The 17,237-nt window shown below is 70.2% G+C and carries 17 protein-coding genes; 12 read left to right on the plus strand and 5 right to left on the minus strand.

Annotated features, from left to right (window positions below):
- The first annotated feature begins 277 nt into the window (after positions 1-277).
- The 9 genes from PUR53_RS08050 (at position 278) to PUR53_RS08090 (ending at position 9,899) form a co-directional block, all read left to right on the plus strand.
- Positions 278-1,336 (plus strand): BMP family lipoprotein, encoded by a 1,059-nt coding sequence (locus PUR53_RS08050; RefSeq protein ID WP_329898707.1) that lies wholly within the window; start codon positions 278-280, stop codon positions 1,334-1,336.
- Positions 1,337-1,678: 342 nt separating this feature from the next.
- On the plus strand, positions 1,679-2,731 hold the full coding sequence (locus tag PUR53_RS08055) for a BMP family lipoprotein (RefSeq protein ID WP_329898708.1): 1,053 nt from the start codon (positions 1,679-1,681) through the stop codon (positions 2,729-2,731).
- A gap of 285 nt (positions 2,732-3,016) precedes the next feature.
- Positions 3,017-4,621, plus strand: coding sequence for an ABC transporter ATP-binding protein (locus PUR53_RS08060; RefSeq protein WP_329898709.1), 1,605 nt, complete (start codon positions 3,017-3,019; stop codon positions 4,619-4,621).
- Complete coding sequence (locus tag PUR53_RS08065; protein WP_329898710.1) at positions 4,621-5,757, plus strand: ABC transporter permease; 1,137 nt, start codon at positions 4,621-4,623, stop codon at positions 5,755-5,757. Before PUR53_RS08060 ends, PUR53_RS08065 begins: the two co-directional genes overlap by 1 nt.
- Entirely contained in the window at positions 5,754-7,028 is a 1,275-nt protein-coding gene (locus tag PUR53_RS08070) for an ABC transporter permease (protein WP_329898711.1), read from the plus strand. The genes PUR53_RS08065 and PUR53_RS08070 overlap by 4 nt, the downstream gene beginning before the upstream one ends.
- A complete protein-coding gene (locus tag PUR53_RS08075; protein ID WP_329898712.1) occupies positions 7,025-7,432 on the plus strand; it encodes a cytidine deaminase in 408 nt (135 codons plus the stop codon). The genes PUR53_RS08070 and PUR53_RS08075 overlap by 4 nt, the downstream gene beginning before the upstream one ends.
- A 73-nt stretch (positions 7,433-7,505) precedes the next feature.
- Positions 7,506-8,789 carry a thymidine phosphorylase gene (locus tag PUR53_RS08080; RefSeq protein WP_329898713.1) on the plus strand — a complete coding sequence of 428 codons (1,284 nt, stop codon included), beginning with the start codon at positions 7,506-7,508 and terminating at the stop codon, positions 8,787-8,789.
- 98 nt (positions 8,790-8,887) lie between these two features.
- Positions 8,888-9,481 (plus strand): Uma2 family endonuclease, encoded by a 594-nt coding sequence (locus tag PUR53_RS08085; protein ID WP_329898714.1) that lies wholly within the window; start codon positions 8,888-8,890, stop codon positions 9,479-9,481.
- A gap of 31 nt (positions 9,482-9,512) precedes the next feature.
- Entirely contained in the window at positions 9,513-9,899 is a 387-nt protein-coding gene (locus PUR53_RS08090) for an STAS domain-containing protein (protein ID WP_329898715.1), read from the plus strand.
- Here PUR53_RS08090 and PUR53_RS08095 read toward each other — a convergent pair.
- Together PUR53_RS08095 and PUR53_RS08100 are read right to left on the minus strand one after the other, a co-directional pair.
- Complete coding sequence (locus PUR53_RS08095; RefSeq protein ID WP_329907847.1) at positions 9,792-10,796, minus strand: sigma-70 family RNA polymerase sigma factor; 1,005 nt, start codon at positions 10,794-10,796, stop codon at positions 9,792-9,794. The genes PUR53_RS08090 and PUR53_RS08095 overlap by 108 nt on opposite strands.
- Before the next feature lie 273 nt (positions 10,797-11,069).
- Positions 11,070-12,335 (minus strand): MFS transporter, encoded by a 1,266-nt coding sequence (locus PUR53_RS08100; RefSeq protein WP_329907848.1) that lies wholly within the window; start codon positions 12,333-12,335, stop codon positions 11,070-11,072.
- 63 nt (positions 12,336-12,398) lie between these two features.
- Between PUR53_RS08100 and PUR53_RS08105 the strand changes: the two genes are divergently transcribed.
- Positions 12,399-13,397, plus strand: a complete 999-nt coding sequence (locus tag PUR53_RS08105; RefSeq protein ID WP_329898718.1) for a LysR family transcriptional regulator — start codon at positions 12,399-12,401, stop codon at positions 13,395-13,397.
- Positions 13,398-13,479: 82 nt separating this feature from the next.
- On the opposite strand, the gene PUR53_RS08110 is transcribed toward PUR53_RS08105, so the two are convergent.
- Positions 13,480-14,250, minus strand: coding sequence for a prolyl oligopeptidase family serine peptidase (locus PUR53_RS08110; protein ID WP_329907850.1), 771 nt, complete (start codon positions 14,248-14,250; stop codon positions 13,480-13,482).
- A gap of 113 nt (positions 14,251-14,363) precedes the next feature.
- Between PUR53_RS08110 and PUR53_RS08115 the strand changes: the two genes are divergently transcribed.
- Together PUR53_RS08115 and PUR53_RS08120 are read left to right on the plus strand one after the other, a co-directional pair.
- A complete protein-coding gene (locus PUR53_RS08115; RefSeq protein WP_329898720.1) occupies positions 14,364-15,527 on the plus strand; it encodes an adenosine deaminase in 1,164 nt (387 codons plus the stop codon).
- Positions 15,528-15,657: 130 nt separating this feature from the next.
- Complete coding sequence (locus PUR53_RS08120; protein ID WP_329898721.1) at positions 15,658-16,029, plus strand: ATP-binding protein; 372 nt, start codon at positions 15,658-15,660, stop codon at positions 16,027-16,029.
- A 92-nt stretch (positions 16,030-16,121) separates the two neighbouring features.
- On the opposite strand, the gene PUR53_RS08125 is transcribed toward PUR53_RS08120, so the two are convergent.
- Together PUR53_RS08125 and PUR53_RS08130 are read right to left on the minus strand one after the other, a co-directional pair.
- Positions 16,122-16,322 carry a PspC domain-containing protein gene (locus tag PUR53_RS08125; RefSeq protein ID WP_037694490.1) on the minus strand — a complete coding sequence of 67 codons (201 nt, stop codon included), beginning with the start codon at positions 16,320-16,322 and terminating at the stop codon, positions 16,122-16,124.
- A gap of 123 nt (positions 16,323-16,445) precedes the next feature.
- The gene (locus PUR53_RS08130) at positions 16,446-17,000 is read right to left on the minus strand and encodes a VanZ family protein (RefSeq protein WP_329898723.1); all 555 of its coding nucleotides are present in this window, start codon (positions 16,998-17,000) and stop codon (positions 16,446-16,448) included.
- Between the last annotated feature and the right edge of the window lie 237 nt (positions 17,001-17,237).

Consider the following 17,237-nt stretch of genomic DNA (forward strand, 5'->3'; position numbering starts at 1 on the left):
CCCTCGCGGCAGCCTGGTGCGCGTGTCCGGACGACCCCCGTACGGACCGCGCACCTTCACGCTGGAGTCACCCCATGTGCACGGATCGCGAGGGTCGGCGAAGGCGCGGTGCCCGACTCGTCCCTTTCGATCCCCTGGTTCACGAGGGCGTAACGGCCACCGGCACGAATGGATAACGGCCAGTCGAAACCCCGTTCCCAGGAGTGTCTACGCGCGTTAATGTGCGCCGAACTGAGCACCCGGCTGCGGGGCTTTGGAGAAGATGGGGAACTTCAAAATGCGTCGGATTTCCAAACTGACCCGCGTCGCGGTGGGGGTCGCGTCGCTGGCGCTGGCCGCCACGGCCTGTGGTGGCACGAGCAGCGAGAGCGGCAACGGCGACAGCGAGACCACCAAGGGCGAAAAAGGCCTCGCGATCGCGTACGACATCGGCGGCAAGGGCGACCAGTCCTTCAACGACGCCGCGTACGCGGGCCTGGAGAAGGCTCAGAAGGAGTTCGGTTACCAGACCGAGGACATCGAGCCGACCGAGGGAGAGACGGACGCCGACAAGCAGCAGCGTCTGGAGTCCCTGGCCAAGCAGGGCTACAACCCGGTCATCGGTGTCGGCTTCGCCTACGGCCCCGCGATGGAGGCCGCGTCCAAGCAGTTCCCGGACACCACCTTCGGCATCGTGGACTCGGTCGTCGAGGGCGACAACGTCGCGTCCCTCGTCTTCGCCGAGCAGGAGGCCTCGTACCTCGCCGGTGTCGCGGCCGCCAAGGCCACCAAGACGAACACCGTGGGCTTCGTGGGCGGCGTCGACATCCCGCTCATCCACAAGTTCGAGGCCGGCTACAAGCAGGGCGTCGAGGACACCAGCGGCGGCAAGGTCAAGGTCGTCTCGCAGTACCTGACCCAGACGGCCGAGGAGGGCGGCTTCTCCAGCCCCGACAAGGGCAAGGCCGCCGCCGAGGGCCAGATCGAGAAGAACGCAGACGTCCTCTACCAGGCCGCCGGCCTCTCCGGCCAGGGTGTCATCGAGGCCGCCGCGCAGGCCAAGGTGTGGGCGATCGGTGTCGACTCCGACCAGTACAACCAGGAAGCCCTCGCGAAGTACAAGGAGTTCATCCTCACCTCCGCCCTCAAGGACGTCGGCGGCGCGGTCTACGCCCTCGCCAAGTCCGTCGAGGACGGCAAGCCCCTCAAGGGCGTCCAGACCTTCGACCTGAAGGTCGACGGCGTGGGCCTCGCCGACTCCAACCCGAAGATGGGCGAGATCGCCGGCCTCACGGACGCGGTCGCCAAGGCCAAGAAGGAAATCATCGACGGCACGATCAAGGTGAAGACCGAGTAACGGTCACACGTCTGCAAGTGCTGACGGGCGGGGCGGGTGTACACGTACACCCGCCCCGCTCACTTGTGCCCCCGGGTACCTGAGGGGCGCGAGGAACTGCGCGACCAGCCACAACGCACCCGCAGCCGCGACCTGACCGAAACCACCCCCCGCCACGCGCCCCCCAAACCCCGGACACCCTTGCAACACGGCCCCATAACAACCCGGCCCACCAGGCTTCACCCGAAGGGTCTACGCGCGTTACTCTGCGGCGAAAGCCATATAAGGCGCCGATGCTGTGAAGCACTACTGGTCAGTACTCTGATCCGTACCCTCCGGCGCTGTACGACAGGAGCACCACACATGCGCCGGGTTTCCCGCCTCGCGGTCGCGGGCGCAGCGACCGCCTCCCTCGCCCTCGCCCTCTCCGCCTGCGGCGGTACCTCGACGGACGCCGCGTCCTCCGCCGACTCCAAGGGCGACCTGGGCCTCGCCATCGCGTACGACGTCGGCGGCAAGGGCGACCAGTCCTTCAACGACGCGGCCTACGCGGGCCTGGAACAGGCGAAGGAGGAGTTCGGGTACAAGACGCAGGACATCGAGCCCACCGAGGGCGAGACGGACGCCGACAAGGAGCAGCGCCTGGTCTCCCTGGCGAAGCAGGGCTACAACCCGGTCGTCGGCGTCGGCTACGCCTACGCGACGGCCGTGAAGGCCGCCGCCGAGCAGTACCCGGACACCACCTTCGGCATCGTGGACGACTCCACGGTCCAGCTGGACAACGTCGCGGACCTGGTCTTCTCCGAGGAGCAGGCCTCGTACCTCGCCGGTGTCGCGGCCGCGAAGGCCACCAAGACGAACACGGTCGGCTTCGTGGGTGGTGTGGACATCCCGCTGATCCACAAGTTCCAGGCGGGCTTCGAGCAGGGCGTCAAGGACACCAACCCCAAGGCCAAGGTCCTCTCCCAGTTCCTCACCCAGACGGCGGAGGAGGGCGGCTTCTCCAGCCCCGACAAGGGCAAGACCGCCGCCGAGGGTCAGATCGAGAAGAAGGCCGACGTCGTCTACGCGGCGGCCGGTCTGTCCGGCCAGGGCGTGATCGAGGCCGCCGCCGCGAACAAGATCTGGGCGATCGGCGTCGACTCCGACCAGTACAGCCAGGAAGCCCTCGCGAAGTACAAGGACTCCATCCTGACCTCGGCGACGAAGGACGTCGCCAAGGCGGTGTACAACCTGGCGAAGTCGGTCGAGGACGGCAAGCCCGCGACCGGTATCGTCAGGGGCGATCTGAAGACCGGCGAGGTCGGCCTCGCCGACTCCAACCCGAAGTTCAAGAGCGACACCGAGCTCCAGGAGGCCATCGCCACGGCCAAGGAGAAGATCATCGGCGGCGAGATCAAGGTCAGGACCAGCTGATCGAGGTCGAGACCGACCGACCCAGCCGTACCACGAGCAGCCGGGCGACCGAGGGGGAGTCTCGGACACCACCGAGGCCCTCCCGAAGTCGCCGGTAACCGCGGGGTTACGTCCGCTCAACGGGGCACGGGGAGTATCGCTCCCTGTACCCCGTTGTCCCGGTGCGTCGCCGCCCATTTTCGATGCCGTAGGGGCGCTACGCGCGTAGACGACCCCCCTTTCCCAGGAGAGTGCGCCATCAACGCGTCCAGCAGCCCTCCGGCCGACGCGGCGGTCAACGACTCGGTGACCGCCGTCGAACTCGCCGGGATCACCAAGCGATTCCCCGGCGTCGTGGCCAACCACGACATCCATCTCACCGTCCGCAAGGGCACCGTGCACGCCCTCGTCGGCGAGAACGGCGCCGGCAAGTCGACCCTGATGAAGATCCTCTACGGCATGCAGAAGCCGGACGAGGGCACCATCGCGGTCGACGGCGAGCAGGTCTCGTTCTCCTCCCCGGCCGACGCCATCGTGCGCGGCATCGGCATGGTGCACCAGCACTTCATGCTGGCCGACAACCTCACGGTCCTGGAGAACGTGGTCCTCGGCAGCGAGAAGCTGCACGGCATCGGCGCCAAGGCCCGCCGCAAGATCAAGGAGATCTCCGAGCGGTACGGCTTCGGGGTCCGCCCCGATGTCCTGGTCGAGGAGCTCGGTGTCGCCGAGCGCCAGCGCGTGGAGATCCTCAAGGTCCTCTACCGGGGCGCCCGCACCCTGATCCTGGACGAGCCGACCGCCGTCCTGGTGCCCCAGGAGGTCGACTCCCTCTTCGCCAACCTGCGCGAACTCAAGGCGCAGGGCCTCGCGGTCATCTTCATCTCGCACAAGCTGGGCGAGGTGCTGTCCGTCGCCGACGAGATCACCGTCATCCGGCGCGGCACCACCGTCGGCACAGCCGTCCCCGCCGAGACCACCCCGCGCCAGCTCGCCGAGCTGATGGTCGGCAGCGAACTGCCCACCCCCGAGACGGCCGAGTCCACGGTCACCGACCGCCCCGTGCTCACCGTCAAGGACCTCCGCCTGGAGGCCGTCGGCGGCAAGGCCCTGCTCGACGACATCAGCTTCACCATCCACGCGGGCGAGGTCCTCGGGCTGGCCGGCGTCGAGGGCAACGGCCAGACCGAGCTGGTCGACGCGCTGATCGGTCTGAAGTCCGCCGACTCCGGCACGATCGCGCTGGCCGAGGACGACATCACCACCTGGGCCACCCGCAAGCGCCGCGAGCAGGGCGTCGGCTACATCCCCGAGGACCGCCACCGGCACGGTCTGCTCCTGGAGGCCCCCCTCTGGGAGAACCGTATCCTCGGCCATGTGACCGAGCGGCCCAACGCCAAGGGCGTCTGGCTCGACCCGAAGGCCGCCCAGGAGGACACCCGCCGGATCGTCGCCGAGTACGACGTCCGCACCCCCGGCATCGACGTCACCGCCGCCTCCCTCTCCGGCGGCAACCAGCAGAAGCTGATCGTCGGCCGCGAGATGAGCCACAAGCCGCGCTTCCTGATCGCCGCCCACCCCACCCGTGGTGTGGACGTCGGCGCGCAGGCCCAGATCTGGGACCAGATCCGTGAGGCCCGCCGCGAGGGCTTGGCCGTGCTGCTGATCTCCGCCGACCTCGACGAGCTGATCGGCCTGTCCGACACCCTCCGGGTGATCTACAACGGCAAGCTGGTCGCCGACGCCGACCCGGCCACCATCACCCCCGAGGAACTGGGCTCGGCCATGACCGGCGCCGCCACCGGCCACCTCGAACACGAAGAGACCCCCGAGACGCGGGCAGAGACCCCCGAGACTCCCGATCTGCGCAAGGCCCCCGAGGCCGGCGAGTCTCCGGAAGACGAGGCCAACTGATGAAGAAGTTCGACAAGGAGCGGGTGCTCCTCGCCGTCGCCGGCCCGGTCCTCGCGCTCGCTGTGGCCTTCGCGCTGACCGCGATCGTGCTGCTGGCCTCCGGCAAGAACCCGGTCGAGCCGTTCTCGATCATGTTCGAGCAGGCCTCGTTCTCCGACATCCAGGTCCGGATCATCAACCAGGCCTCGCTGTACTACATCGCGGCCCTCGCGGTGGCCATCGGCTTCCGGATGAACCTCTTCAACATCGGTGTCGACGGCCAGTACCTCCTCGGCGCCATGATCACCGCGATCGTCGGCGCCCACGTCGACCTGCCGGCCGCGATCCAGATCCCGCTGCTGATGCTCACCGCGATCCTCACCGGCGCCTTCTGGGCCGGCATCGTCGGTGTCCTCAAGGTCACCCGGGGCGTCAGCGAGGTCGTCGCCTCGATCATGCTGAACGCGATCGCCACCTCCGTCATCGGCTACCTCTGGCTGCCGAACGTCTTCGGCGTCAAGGTCGGCAACAACAACACCACCGGCGAGATGGCCGAGTCGGGCTGGGTGCCCGGCATCGACATGGGCAAGGCCGGCGAGATCTACGGCCTGGTCCTGCTCGCCGTCCTCCTCGGCGTCGGCTACTGGATCGTGATCAACCGCACCCGCTTCGGCTTCGACCTGCGCGCCTCCGGCGCCTCGGAGTCGGCCGCCGCCGCCAGCGGTGTGGACCCCAAGCGCATGGTCCTCACCGCCATGCTGATCTCCGGCGGCGTCGCGGGCCTCGCGGGCCTGCCGATCCTCCTCGGCGACACGCACACCTACAGTCTCAACTTCCCCACCGGCATCGGCTTCCTCGGTATCGGCATCGCCCTCCTCGGCCGGAACAGCCCCGTCGGCATCGCCTTCGCCGCCCTGCTGTGGGCCTGGCTCGACAAGGCCTCGCCTGAACTGGACTTCCACGGCTACGACAAGGAGATCGCGGTCATCATGCAGGGCCTGATCGTGCTCTCGGTCGTCGTCTCCTACGAGACGGTCCGCGAGTGGGGCCTGCGCCGCCAGCAGCGCCGCGTCGGCGCCGAGCTCGCCGCCGGGAACGTCCTCGGCGCGGACGCCTCCGACAACAACAACGTCAAGAAGGAGGTGGCTGGCCGATGACCACGAGCACCACCGCGACCGACCTCAACCAGCCCTCGCTGGAGCCGACCGCCCCCACCGGGCGCAAGCTGTCGCTGCCCGTGCTGCTGCTGGTCATCGCCGGCGTCCTGGCACTCACCTCGATCGTCCGCATCATCACCGGCGCCGACGGCATCACCAACGTCAGCCAGATGTCCACCGCGCTGGAACTGGCCGTCCCGATCGGCCTGGCCGGCCTCGGCGGTCTGTGGGCCGAGCGCGCGGGCGTCGTCAACATCGGCCTCGAAGGCATGATGATCCTCGGCACCTGGTTCGGTGCCTGGGCCGGCTTCCAGTACGGCCCCTGGACCGGCGTCCTGGTCGGTATCGCCGGCGGCGCGCTCGGCGGTCTGCTGCACGCCTTCGTCACCGTCACCTTCAACGTCAACCACATCGTCTCCGGTGTGGCCATCAACATCCTCGCCCTCGGCGCCACGCGCTACCTGGCCCCCCTCGCCTTCGAGGGTCACCAGGGCGGCTCGGCCAAGCAGTCCCCGCCGGTCGAGTCCATCGGTGACTTCACCATCCCGGGCCTGTCGGACGCGCTGACCGAACTCAACTCCAAGGGCTGGTTCTTCGTCTCCGACCTCGCCGGCCTGCTCGGTGGTCTGGTCACCAACGTCTCGTGGCTGACGCTCGTCGCCGTCGCCCTGGTCCCCGCCACCTGGTGGATCCTGTGGCGCTCCGCCTTCGGTCTGCGGCTGCGCTCCTGCGGTGAGAACCCGATCGCCGCCGAGTCCCTCGGCGTCAACGTCTACAAGTACAAGTACCTCGCCGTGATCATCTCCGGCGGGCTGGCCGGCCTCGGCGGAGCCTTCCTCTCCATCGTCGCCAACCCCTTCTACCTGGAGGGCCAGACCAGCGGCCGCGGCTTCATCGGTCTCGCCGCGATGATCTTCGGCAACTGGATGCCGGGCGGCCTCGCCCTCGGCGCCGGCCTCTTCGGCTACACCGACAGCCTCAACCTGCGCGGCGGCTCCGAGAACGTCCACGCCCTGCTCCTGCTCGGCGCCCTCCTGCTGGTCATCGGCGCGATCTGGCAGGCCGTGCGCAAGAAGTACGTCGCCGCCGCGATCACCTTCGTCGTCGGCGCCCTGGTCTTCACCTGGTACGCGACCACCAACGAGGTCCCGAACCAGGTCGTCGCCGCCACCCCGTACGTCATCACCCTGATCGTCCTCGCACTCTCCGCCCAACGCCTTCGGATGCCGAAGGCGGACGGACTGCCGTACCGCAAGGGACAGGGCAAGTGACCGCCGGCGTACCGGCCGAGGCCGACTGGGACGAGCTGCGCGCGGTCGCGCGGGACGCCATGTCCCACGCGTACGCCCCGTACTCGGGCTACCCGGTGGGGGTGGCCGCCCGGGTCGACGACGGCCGCACGGTCTCCGGCTGCAATGTCGAGAACGCCTCGTACGGTCTCGGCCTGTGCGCCGAGTGCGGACTGGTCTCGGAGCTGCAGCGCACCGGCGGCGGCCGGCTGACGCACTTCACCTGCGTCGACGGCCAGGGCGAGATCCTCGTGCCCTGCGGTCGCTGCCGCCAACTGCTCTACGAGTTCGGTGGCCCCGGCCTCCTGCTGGAGACCCCGGCGGGGATCGTCCCCCTCTCGGAGATGCTGCCCCAGGCCTTCGGCCCGGGCCATCTCACCAAGTAACTCCCGTGCGGCCCCTCCTGACGAACGGTCGGAGGGGCCGCGCACTTCCCAGATTCCGGAAGGACAGCCAGCCATGGCCATGGACGCCATCTCAGTCATCCGCACCAAGCGGGACCGCGGCGAGCTCAGCGACGAGCAGATCGACTGGGTCATCGACGCCTACACCCGTGGCGAGGTCGCCGACTACCAGATGGCCGCCCTCAACATGGCCATCCTCCTCAACGGCATGGACCGCCGCGAGATCGCCCGCTGGACGGCCGCGATGATCGCCTCCGGCGAGCGCATGGACTTCTCGTCCCTGTCCCGCCCCACCGCCGACAAGCACTCCACCGGCGGAGTCGGCGACAAGATCACGCTGCCCCTGGCACCGCTGGTGGCGGCCTGCGGCGCGGCCGTACCCCAGCTCTCCGGCCGGGGCCTCGGCCACACCGGCGGCACCCTGGACAAGCTGGAGTCCATCCCCGGCTGGCGCGCCCTCCTCTCCAACGAGGAGATGCTGAACGTCCTGGACGAGGTCGGAGCGGTCATCTGCGCGGCGGGCGACGGCCTGGCCCCGGCGGACAAGAAGCTCTACGCCCTGCGGGACGTGACGGGAACGGTCGAGGCGATCCCCCTGATCGCCTCCTCCATCATGTCGAAGAAGATCGCGGAGGGGACCGGCTCCCTGGTCCTGGACGTGAAGGTGGGCACGGGAGCCTTCATGAAGACCATCGAGGACGCCCGTGAGCTCGCGTCGACGATGGTGGGCCTCGGCACCGACCACGGCGTGAAGACGGTCGCCCTCCTCACGGACATGTCGACCCCCCTCGGCCTCACCGCCGGCAACGCCCTCGAAGTCCGCGAGTCGGTCGAGGTCCTTGCGGGCGGCGGCCCGGCCGACGTCGTGGAACTCACGATCGCCCTGGCCCGCGAGATGCTCGACGCGGCCGGGGTGAAGGACGCCGACCCGGCGAAGGCGCTGGCCGACGGCTCGGCGATGGACGCCTGGCGCCGCATGATCGCCGCGCAGGGCGGCGACCCGGACGCCCCGCTCCCCACCTCCCGCGAGCAGCACGTGGTGAAGGCGACCGCCTCCGGCGTCCTGACCCGCCTCGACGCCTACGACATCGGCATCGCCGCCTGGCGTCTCGGCGCCGGACGCGCCCGCAAGGAGGACACGGTCCAGGCCGCCGCGGGCGTCGAGCTGCACGCCAAGCCCGGCGACACGGTCACCGAGGGCCAGCCCCTGCTGACCCTGCACACCGACACGCCCGAGCGCTTCGACTACGCCCTGGAGGCCGTGGAGGGCTCGTACGACATCGGGGCGCCGGGCACGGAGTTCGCGGCGTCGCCGGTGGTGCTGGAACGTATCGCCTGACCTGCGCCTTTCCCATTCGGGTGAACGGGATCGGTGGACCGGCGCCGGTCCCGTTCGGCATGCTGTAGTCGGTGACGCACCGATGGGAGAGAACCGCCATGAGCGCACTCACTGTCGACCACACGACGGCCAGCGGCCACGAGTGGGACGACCTCGTCCGGATCTGGCAGGAGACGGACGCCCCCGAGGGCTGCAAGGTGGAGATCATCGAGGGGATCGTCACCGTGGCACCACCGCCCTCCAACGCCCACAACGACATTGCCGACCGCGTGCAGCGTCATCTCTATCGGGAGATCCCTGAAGACTGGGGGATCTACCAGACGCTGGGAGCGGCTGTACCGTCTCGGGTCGGTCTCTACATTCCTGATCTCGCTGTGGCGCCCAGGGGAGCCCTGTACGAGGGAGACGGCAACTACATCCCCGCAGCCGCCGCCGAACTGGTCGTAGAGATCACCTCGAAATCCAACGCGAGCAACGACCGGATCAAGAAAGCGGCGGGCTACGCACAAGCGGGAGTACCGCTGTACCTGCTCATCGACAGCTGGGCTCCGGGCGGTCCGACGGTGACGCTCTACGGTGAGCCGAAGGGCGATGTCTATCGAGTGCTGCGGGCGGGCAAATTCGGCGACCCGATCGAACTCCCCGAGCCCTTCGCGCTCACGCTGGACACGAGCGTGTTCCCCACCAAGTAGTCCGCCGGTACGGGGGTGTCCTCACGCACCGATGAATTGCGTGACCTCGCGCGGTCTACCGATCGTGGACGCGACGACACCCGCCGTACTCGTACTGCCAGGCCCCGTGACCCCGGACGAGGTGCCTCGGCTCTGTGACGAGGTGCGCGCGCGACTGGAGGGGACCGGGGCCGGGGTCGTGGTGTGCGACATCGCCGGGATCGGGCCGCCCGGCCTCGGCGTCATCGACGCCCTGGCCCGGATGCAGCTCACCGCCCGCCGGGCCGGGGGCCGGATCCGGCTGCGGGACCCGGATCCGGCGCTGCGCGCGCTACTGGGCCTGGTCGGGCTTGCCTTCGAGGTGGAGGGGCAGGTCGAAGAGGGGGAACCAGCGGGCGGTGTCGAGGAAGCAGTGGAATCCGGCGATCCGGCCCTCTGAGATCTCCAGCACCTGCACGGCCCAGGCGCTGAAGCCGCCCTTGTCCGGGTCCGGTTTGTACTGGGCGAAGCCCGGCAGCCCGTTGACCGCGACCGGCACGAGGTGCGATCCGGCGCAGGGCGCGCCGAGGGTGGTCATGAACCCGGTGATGTCGCCGGTGCCGGTCAGCCACAGGTCGAACGGCGGCATCGTCATGACCGCGTCCTCGTGCAGCAGAGCTGTCAGCGCCGCCATGTCGTACCCCTCGAAGGCGGCCACATAGCGCTCCAGCAGCTTCTGCTGCTCGTCGTCGAGGGGGTCGGAGACATCGGCCGCCGCGACCTGCCCGTCGCCCTCGGCGAGCGTCGCGCGGGCGCGCTGGAGGGCGCTGTTCACCGAGGCCACGGAGGTGTCGAGCAGCTCGGCGACCTCGCTGGCCTTCCATGCGAGCACCTCACGCAGGATGAGCACCGCCCGCTGCTTGGACGGCAGTTTCTGCAGCGCCGCCACGAACGCCAGCCGCACGGACTCCTTGGCCACGGCGGCCTCCGCCGGGTCGTCGGTGGTCGGCAGCACCCGGGCGTCCGGCACGGGCTCCAGCCAGGTGTTGTCGGGGCGGGGGGAGAGGGCGGCCTGGGCGAGGGGCGTCGAGTCGGTCAGGTCCATGGGCCGTGCCCGTTTGTTCCCCGCGGTCAGCATGTCGAGACAGACGTTCGTGGCGATCCGGTAGAGCCAGGACCGCAGGGAGGACCGGCCCTCGAACTTCTCGTAGCTCCGCCAGGCCCGGATCATCGTGTCCTGCACGGCGTCCTCGGCCTCGAAGGACGACCCCAGCATCCGATAGCAGTACCCGGTCAGCTCGACCCGGTGTTTCTCCAGCCGGACGTCCAGTTCCGCCGTCGCCGTACCGTCACTCATGGCCAACCCACCCCTGTGGCTCACTCCGTCGCACGCACCCTTGCGCACCACCTCGGAAGCTACCGCAGCCCACTGACAATGGCCTGGCGAAGAGATGAAGGCACAGGTCAGGGGGTCGTGGGCTGTCTGCGGGCGCGCGGGGCCCGCGGCCCTTTCAGGGCGAAAAGCAGGGGGCGCAGCCCCTGCTTTTCAGGGCCGCGGGGAACTGCGCGAGAACGCCCACCGGACCCGCGCTGACCCACCCGCCCCGCGCGGAGCGCGAAGCGAAGAACCTCAGTGGACCGGCACCGGCGCCCGCCGGGCCGCGCGGGACCCCGCCACGGTGATCCCCACGACGCCCAGCACCGCCAGGAGCCCCAGGGCGACCGTGCCGCCCCAGCCCTCGGCGTGGAAGGCCACCGCCCCCAGCGTGCTGCCCGCGCTGGAGCCCACGTAGTACGCCGACTGGTACAGCGCCGACGCCTGCGCCCGGCCCTCCTTCGCCGTGTGGCTCACCGCCGACGACGCGGCGGCGTGTCCCGCGAAGAACCCGGCGGTGATGAGGACGAGGCCGAGCAGGACCAGCGGAAGCGAGTCCGAGAGCGACACCAGCAGACCGGCGGTCGTCGTGCCGCCCGCCAGGTACAGCGCGCCCCGACGCCCCAGCCGCCCCACCAGCCTCCCGGCGGTGGACGCCGACACCGTCCCCACCAGGTACACGAGGAAGATCGACCCGATGACCCCCTGCGGCAGGGAGAAGGGCGCGTCGGCCAGCCGGTACCCGATCACCGTGTACACGGCGCCGAAGACCGTCATGAACAGCGCGCCGATCGCGTACAGCCGACGCAGCAGCGGGTTGGCGAGGTGCGCCCGGACCGTACGGCCCAGCACCCGAGGCCGCAGCGACCCGGCCACGAAGTGCTTCGGCGCGGGAAGCAGCAGCCGGAAGGCCACCGCGCACCCGACCGCGATCACCCCGAGCACGCCCAGCGCGACCCGCCAGCCCCACTCCTGGGCGACCCACCCCGTGACGACCCGCCCGCTCATGCCGCCCACGCTGTTGCCGGCGACGAAGAGACCGATCGCCGTGACGAGCGCCCTGGGCCGCACCTCCTCGGCGAGGTAGGCGGTGGCCGAGGCCGGCACCCCGGCCAGCGCGGCACCCTGGACGGCCCGCAGCACCACCAGCGCCCCCAGCGAGGGCGCGAAGGGGATCAGCAGCCCGACGGTCACCGCGACCGCCAGCGACCCGGTCATCAACGTACGCCGCCCGAACCGCTCCGACAGCGCGCTCATCGGCAGGACGAACAGCGCCAGCGCACCCGTCGCCGCCGACACCGTCCAACTGGCCGCGCTCGCCGTCGTCCCGAAACCGTCCGAGATCAGCGGCAGCAGAGCCTGCGTGGAGTAGAGCAGGGCGAAGGTCGCGACACCGGCGAGGAACAGCGCGAGGCTCATCCGCCGGTAGCCGGGCCCGCCCGGGGCCACACGGGAATCGACGGGGGTGCTGACTGATCCGGCGCCCACGCTGGTGGACGCCTCGGTACTCGCGGTAGGCATGCCTCGAAACTACGGACGCCGACATTCATCCGTCCAATGCATGGAACCGTCATAATCGTTCCTGTGATGCATCAGCAGAGGTCAGAGCCGCGGCTGTCACCGTCCGGTGACACAGGAGACATCGAGCACACCGGGCACACCGGATACACCGACGACATCGAGGACATCGTCCTGCGGCTCGCCCCCCGCCTCGCCTACTTCGCCGGGGTCGCCCGCACCGAGCACGTCACGCGGGCCGCGCAGGAGATGCAGGTCCCGCAGTCGACGCTGTCGCGGGCGATGGTCCGCCTGGAACAGGACCTGGGCGTCGACCTGTTCGCCCGCCGGGGGCGCACGGTCTCCCTCACCCCCGCCGGCCGCACCTTCCACGCCTCCGTCGAGCGCGCCCTCACCGAGATCGAGCGCGCCGCCGACGAGGTCCGCGCCGACGCCGACCCCGCCACCGGCAAGGTCGCCTTCGGCTTTCTGCACACCATGGGCGCGGAGACCGTCCCCGGCCTCCTCCAGGCCTTCCGCGCCGAGCACCCCCGCGTCCGCTTCAGCCTCGTCCAGAACTACGGAGAGGCCATGCTCGAACGCCTCCGCGCGGGCGAACTCGACCTCTGCCTCACCTCTCCCGTCCCGGACGCCCCCGACCTGGTGGCCCGCCGCCTCGACGAGCAGAAGCTCCGCCTCGTCGTCCCCGCCGACCACCGCCTCGCCGCCCGCAAACGCGTCCGCCTCGCCGAGGCCGCCGACGAAACCTTCGTCACCCTCGAACCCGGCTACGGCATGCGCCGCATCACCGACGACCTCTGCAAGGAGGCCGGCTTCAAGCCGCGCATCGCCTTCGAGGGCGAGGAGGCGGAGACGCTACGGGGCCTGGTGGCGGCGGGCCTGGGCGTGGCTCTCCTGCCCCCACCGGCCGTCCCCCGTCCGGGAGTCGTCGAGCTGACGGTCACGGCCCCGAGAGCGGCCCGCGAAATCGGCGTGGCCTGGCTCGACGGCCACCCGGACACACCCCCGGTGGCAGCCTTCAAGAAGTTCCTGCTGTCGAGAAGAGGCCGCCTCCTCCACGACTGACGCGGCCCGCAGGGCCCTCGTCTTCAGGGGCGCGGGGAACTGCGCGAGAAGCCCCACCGGACCCGCGCCCGCCCCACGAACCTCAGACCCCCCTCTGCGGGCGAGCCACCCCGAACCCGGAAGCAAGCGGCATCCGCAACCCCAACGGCGGCGGCGCCGCGAGCGCGTCCTCCACCGGCCGGGCGAACGCCCTCCCGAACAACACCCCCAGCACGAAATCAGCGGCCAACGCATGCACCTCCTCCCGGTACTGCGTCAACCCGTGCCGGTCCGCGTGCACCTCGAACCGGCAGATGTCGGGGTTCGTCTTCTTCGCCCGCGCCGCGAACCGGAACGACAGTTCGGGATCCACCCGCTCGTCGTTCGTCCCGTGCACGATCAGCACCCGCCGCCCGGCCAGCTGTTTCACCGGTTCGGGCGGCGCCGCCACATCCTCCTCGGGCAGCCAGGGAGCGATGGCCAGCACGGAGTTGACGGCCTCGTGCCCGGCCGCGTGCAGCGCGGCCCGCGCCCCCATGTGGAGCCCGGCCAGACACACCGGGACGTCCCCGTAACGCCGGACGACCTCGTCCGCGGCCCATTCCGCGTCCCGCGCGAGCCGCGCCTCCGCGCCGTTCCAGCCCCGGTAGCGGTAGTGCACGACATGCGTGGCCAGCCCCTCCGTACGGCCCGCGCGGGCGAGCCGGCGGCCGAGGGCGCGCACGGATGCCGTGGCCATCATGGGGGAGGGTCTGCGGGTGGATGCCTCGTCGCCGGCCGGGAGCAGCAGGACCACTCCGCTGACCGTGCCCGGCTCCGGGCCGATCGTCCGCCCAAGTCGGGGCGTCCGTACCGGCATTGCTTGCTGCGCCATGACAGAACAGTGTCAGAAGAGATGGTGTACGCCACCCGTCCTGTGGGTCACCGTTGGGTATCGACAGGACCGCCCGACAGGCGCTCTACGCGCGTAGGCGATATCGTACGAAAATGACGAACCAGACCGACCCGACCGGTACCACCCCGGACTCGGACCAGATCCGCCGGGCGCCCAAGGTTCTGCTGCACGACCACCTCGACGGCGGCCTGCGCCCCGGAACCATCGTCGAACTCGCCCGCGACAGCGAGTACTCCCATCTCCCCGAGACCGACGCCGACCGGCTCGGCGTCTGGTTCCGCGAGGCCGCCGACTCCGGCTCGCTGGAGCGGTACCTGGAGACCTTCTCCCACACCGTCGCCGTCATGCAGACGCGCGACGCGCTCTTCCGCGTCGCCGCCGAGTGCGCCGAGGACCTCGCCGCCGACGGCGTCGTCTACGCCGAGGTCCGCTACGCCCCCGAACAGCACCTCGACGGCGGACTCACCCTCGAACAGGTCGTCGAGGCCGTCAACGAGGGCTTCCGGGAAGGCGAACGGCGGGCCAGGGCCGACGGCCACCGCATCCGCGTCGGCGCCCTGCTCACCGCCATGCGGCACGCGGCCCGCGCCCTGGAGATCGCCGAACTCGCCAACCGCTACCGCGACCTGGGCGTCGTCGGGTTCGACATCGCGGGCGCCGAGGCCGGCTACCCGCCCACCCGCCACCTCGACGCCTTCGAATACCTCAAGCGGGAGAACAACCACTTCACCATCCACGCCGGTGAGGCCTTCGGACTCCCCTCCATCTGGCAGGCCCTGCAATGGTGCGGCGCCGACCGGCTCGGCCACGGCGTCCGCATCATCGACGACATCCAGGTCCACGAGGACGGCTCCGTGAAGCTCGGCCGCCTCGCCTCCTACGTCCGCGACAAGCGCATCCCGCTGGAACTGTGCCCCAGCTCCAACCTCCAGACTGGCGCCGCCCGTTCGTACGCCGAGCACCCCATCGGGCTGCTGCGGCGACTGCACTTCCGGGCCACCGTGAACACCGACAACCGGCTGATGTCCCACACCAGCATGAGCCGCGAATTCGAGCACCTTGTCGACGCGTTCGGTTACACGCTCGACGACATGCAGTGGTTCTCGGTCAATGCTATGAAGTCAGCATTCATTCCTTTCGATGAACGACTGGCCATGATCAATGACGTGATCAAGCCCGGATACGCCGAGTTGAAATCCGAATGGCTGTTCCGTCAGACGGCTTCCACCAGCGGTTCTGTCGACGAACAGGGGTGAAAAGCGGCATCGGGAAGCGGTCACGCCGACGGCGACGCGGCCGCTTTTCGATGTTTGCCTCCGGCGGGACTTTGGTGTTTACGTTTCGGCACCGCTCACCCGTCACACGCATTCCAAGGACGCATTCAACATGAAGCAGTCTGCTGCCAAGACCCTCGGTGTCGCCGTCGTCGGTGCCGCCATCGCCGCCGCGGGCGCGGGCGCCGCGAACGCCGCGCCGGGTGCCCCCGAAGCCTCCCAGGCCCTGGGCACCGTCACCCAGGCACTGCCCGTGGAGAACGTCACGAAGGTGCTGCCGGTCGCCTCCGGTGCCCTCGCCCAGGGCCAGAGCGCGCTCGGCGCCGGCCTCGAAGCCGCCCAGCCCGCCGCCACCAACGTCCTCGCCGAGGGCCCCACGGCCCCCGTCGCCGGACTGCTCGGCGGCCTCCCCGTCGGCAAGACCCTCCCCGCCAAGGGCCTCGGCGTCAACGGCCTGCCCCTCGGCGGCGGCCCCGCCGCCTGAGGCACATCACGACAGTCGTACGGGGCGCAACCCTTCCAAGGGTGCGCCCCGTCGGCGTGCGTGCCGGCCGACAACGGTCGGGTCGGCCCGCGTCACCAGGCCGTGCGGGCCTTGCCCTCGGAGGGGAACAGGATCCACAGGGCTATGTACAGCAGGAACTGCGGGCCCGGAAGCAGACACGACACCAGGAAGATCACGCGCATCGTGGTCGCGGAGGTGCCGAAGCGCCGTGCCAGCGCGGCGCACACTCCGCCGATCATCCGGCCTTCGGTGGGGCGGGCAAGGCGGCTCATGGGGGCTCCTTCGTCAGCGTAGGACGTCGACCGCGGGCCGACGGTGGGACGGGGCCGGAAGCGGCCACCGCTCTCTTTTCCACACCTTCGACGCTACGGTGACGAAGCGGACGAAGCGTCCCTCTACGGGGCCATTCCCACCCTGGGAATCGTCGGGGTCCGACCCTGAGACAACTCCTCGGGGCGCGGCCGGGCCGCCCGCACCCGGGTCTCGGCCCTCCGCCGCAACGCCGACCTGACCGCCGGTACGACCGCGACGTGGGCGAGGCCCACGCCGACCGTGTTCAGCAGGATCGAGTCGATGTCGACGACCTGACCGGGCACCCCGGTCTGCAACAGCTCGATCGCCAGCGACAGCAACGCCCCGGCCGCGACCGACCGGGCCAGCGAGGCGAGCGGCGACACGGCGAGCCTGCCGTGCAGCATCGGCAGCAGGACACCCAGCGGGGCGAGCAGCGCCAGCCCCTCACCGATCCGGTGGGCCGCCTCCGGCCAGCCGAGCGCGAGATCCGCTCTGATCCCCGCGAACGGCCGCAGATTCGCGGGACTCATCCAGGTGACGTCCAGCGGACGCAGCGTGATCCAGGCAACGACCGCGAGATGCGCGACGAGGAGGACACCCCCCGCCGCACGGACACGGACCCCGGCGCTACCGCCGTTCGTACCTTGAGGCTGCACGCCCCCCAAGACGCGGCCCCCGGCACGATCGGTTGCAGGAACTTTTTGAGGCTCGGTTCGCCTCCGGGGCGCAGAAGCCTGTGTCGAGAGGGCGATCGTGCTCGGCCCCTCCTTCGTCGGGGCCTGCGCGCGTTCGCCCTCTCGACACAGGCGCGCCCCTTCGGCTCACTCGCCGACCCCCGTTGTAGTGGCCCTGCCAGGGCGCTGTTGTCGGAGGGGCGCCCGGCGCGTGAAGCC

The organism is Streptomyces sp. SP18BB07 (assembly GCF_036322545.1).
GTDB lineage: Bacteria > Actinomycetota > Actinomycetes > Streptomycetales > Streptomycetaceae > Streptomyces > Streptomyces deccanensis.

Coding starts and splice junctions, on each gene's coding strand:
- PUR53_RS08095 (WP_329907847.1), bottom strand. CDS start 10,796: ATGAGTGACGGTACGGCGACGGCGGAACTGGACGTCCGGCTGGAGAAA.
- PUR53_RS08115 (WP_329898720.1), top strand. CDS start 14,364: ATGACGAACCAGACCGACCCGACCGGTACCACCCCGGACTCGGACCAG.
- PUR53_RS08080 (WP_329898713.1), top strand. CDS start 7,506: ATGGCCATGGACGCCATCTCAGTCATCCGCACCAAGCGGGACCGCGGC.
- PUR53_RS08100 (WP_329907848.1), bottom strand. CDS start 12,335: ATGCCTACCGCGAGTACCGAGGCGTCCACCAGCGTGGGCGCCGGATCA.
- PUR53_RS08070 (WP_329898711.1), top strand. CDS start 5,754: ATGACCACGAGCACCACCGCGACCGACCTCAACCAGCCCTCGCTGGAG.
- PUR53_RS08120 (WP_329898721.1), top strand. CDS start 15,658: ATGAAGCAGTCTGCTGCCAAGACCCTCGGTGTCGCCGTCGTCGGTGCC.
- PUR53_RS08110 (WP_329907850.1), bottom strand. CDS start 14,250: ATGGCGCAGCAAGCAATGCCGGTACGGACGCCCCGACTTGGGCGGACG.
- PUR53_RS08050 (WP_329898707.1), top strand. CDS start 278: ATGCGTCGGATTTCCAAACTGACCCGCGTCGCGGTGGGGGTCGCGTCG.
- PUR53_RS08055 (WP_329898708.1), top strand. CDS start 1,679: ATGCGCCGGGTTTCCCGCCTCGCGGTCGCGGGCGCAGCGACCGCCTCC.
- PUR53_RS08125 (WP_037694490.1), bottom strand. CDS start 16,322: ATGAGCCGCCTTGCCCGCCCCACCGAAGGCCGGATGATCGGCGGAGTG.
- PUR53_RS08065 (WP_329898710.1), top strand. CDS start 4,621: ATGAAGAAGTTCGACAAGGAGCGGGTGCTCCTCGCCGTCGCCGGCCCG.
- PUR53_RS08090 (WP_329898715.1), top strand. CDS start 9,513: ATGAATTGCGTGACCTCGCGCGGTCTACCGATCGTGGACGCGACGACA.
- PUR53_RS08085 (WP_329898714.1), top strand. CDS start 8,888: ATGAGCGCACTCACTGTCGACCACACGACGGCCAGCGGCCACGAGTGG.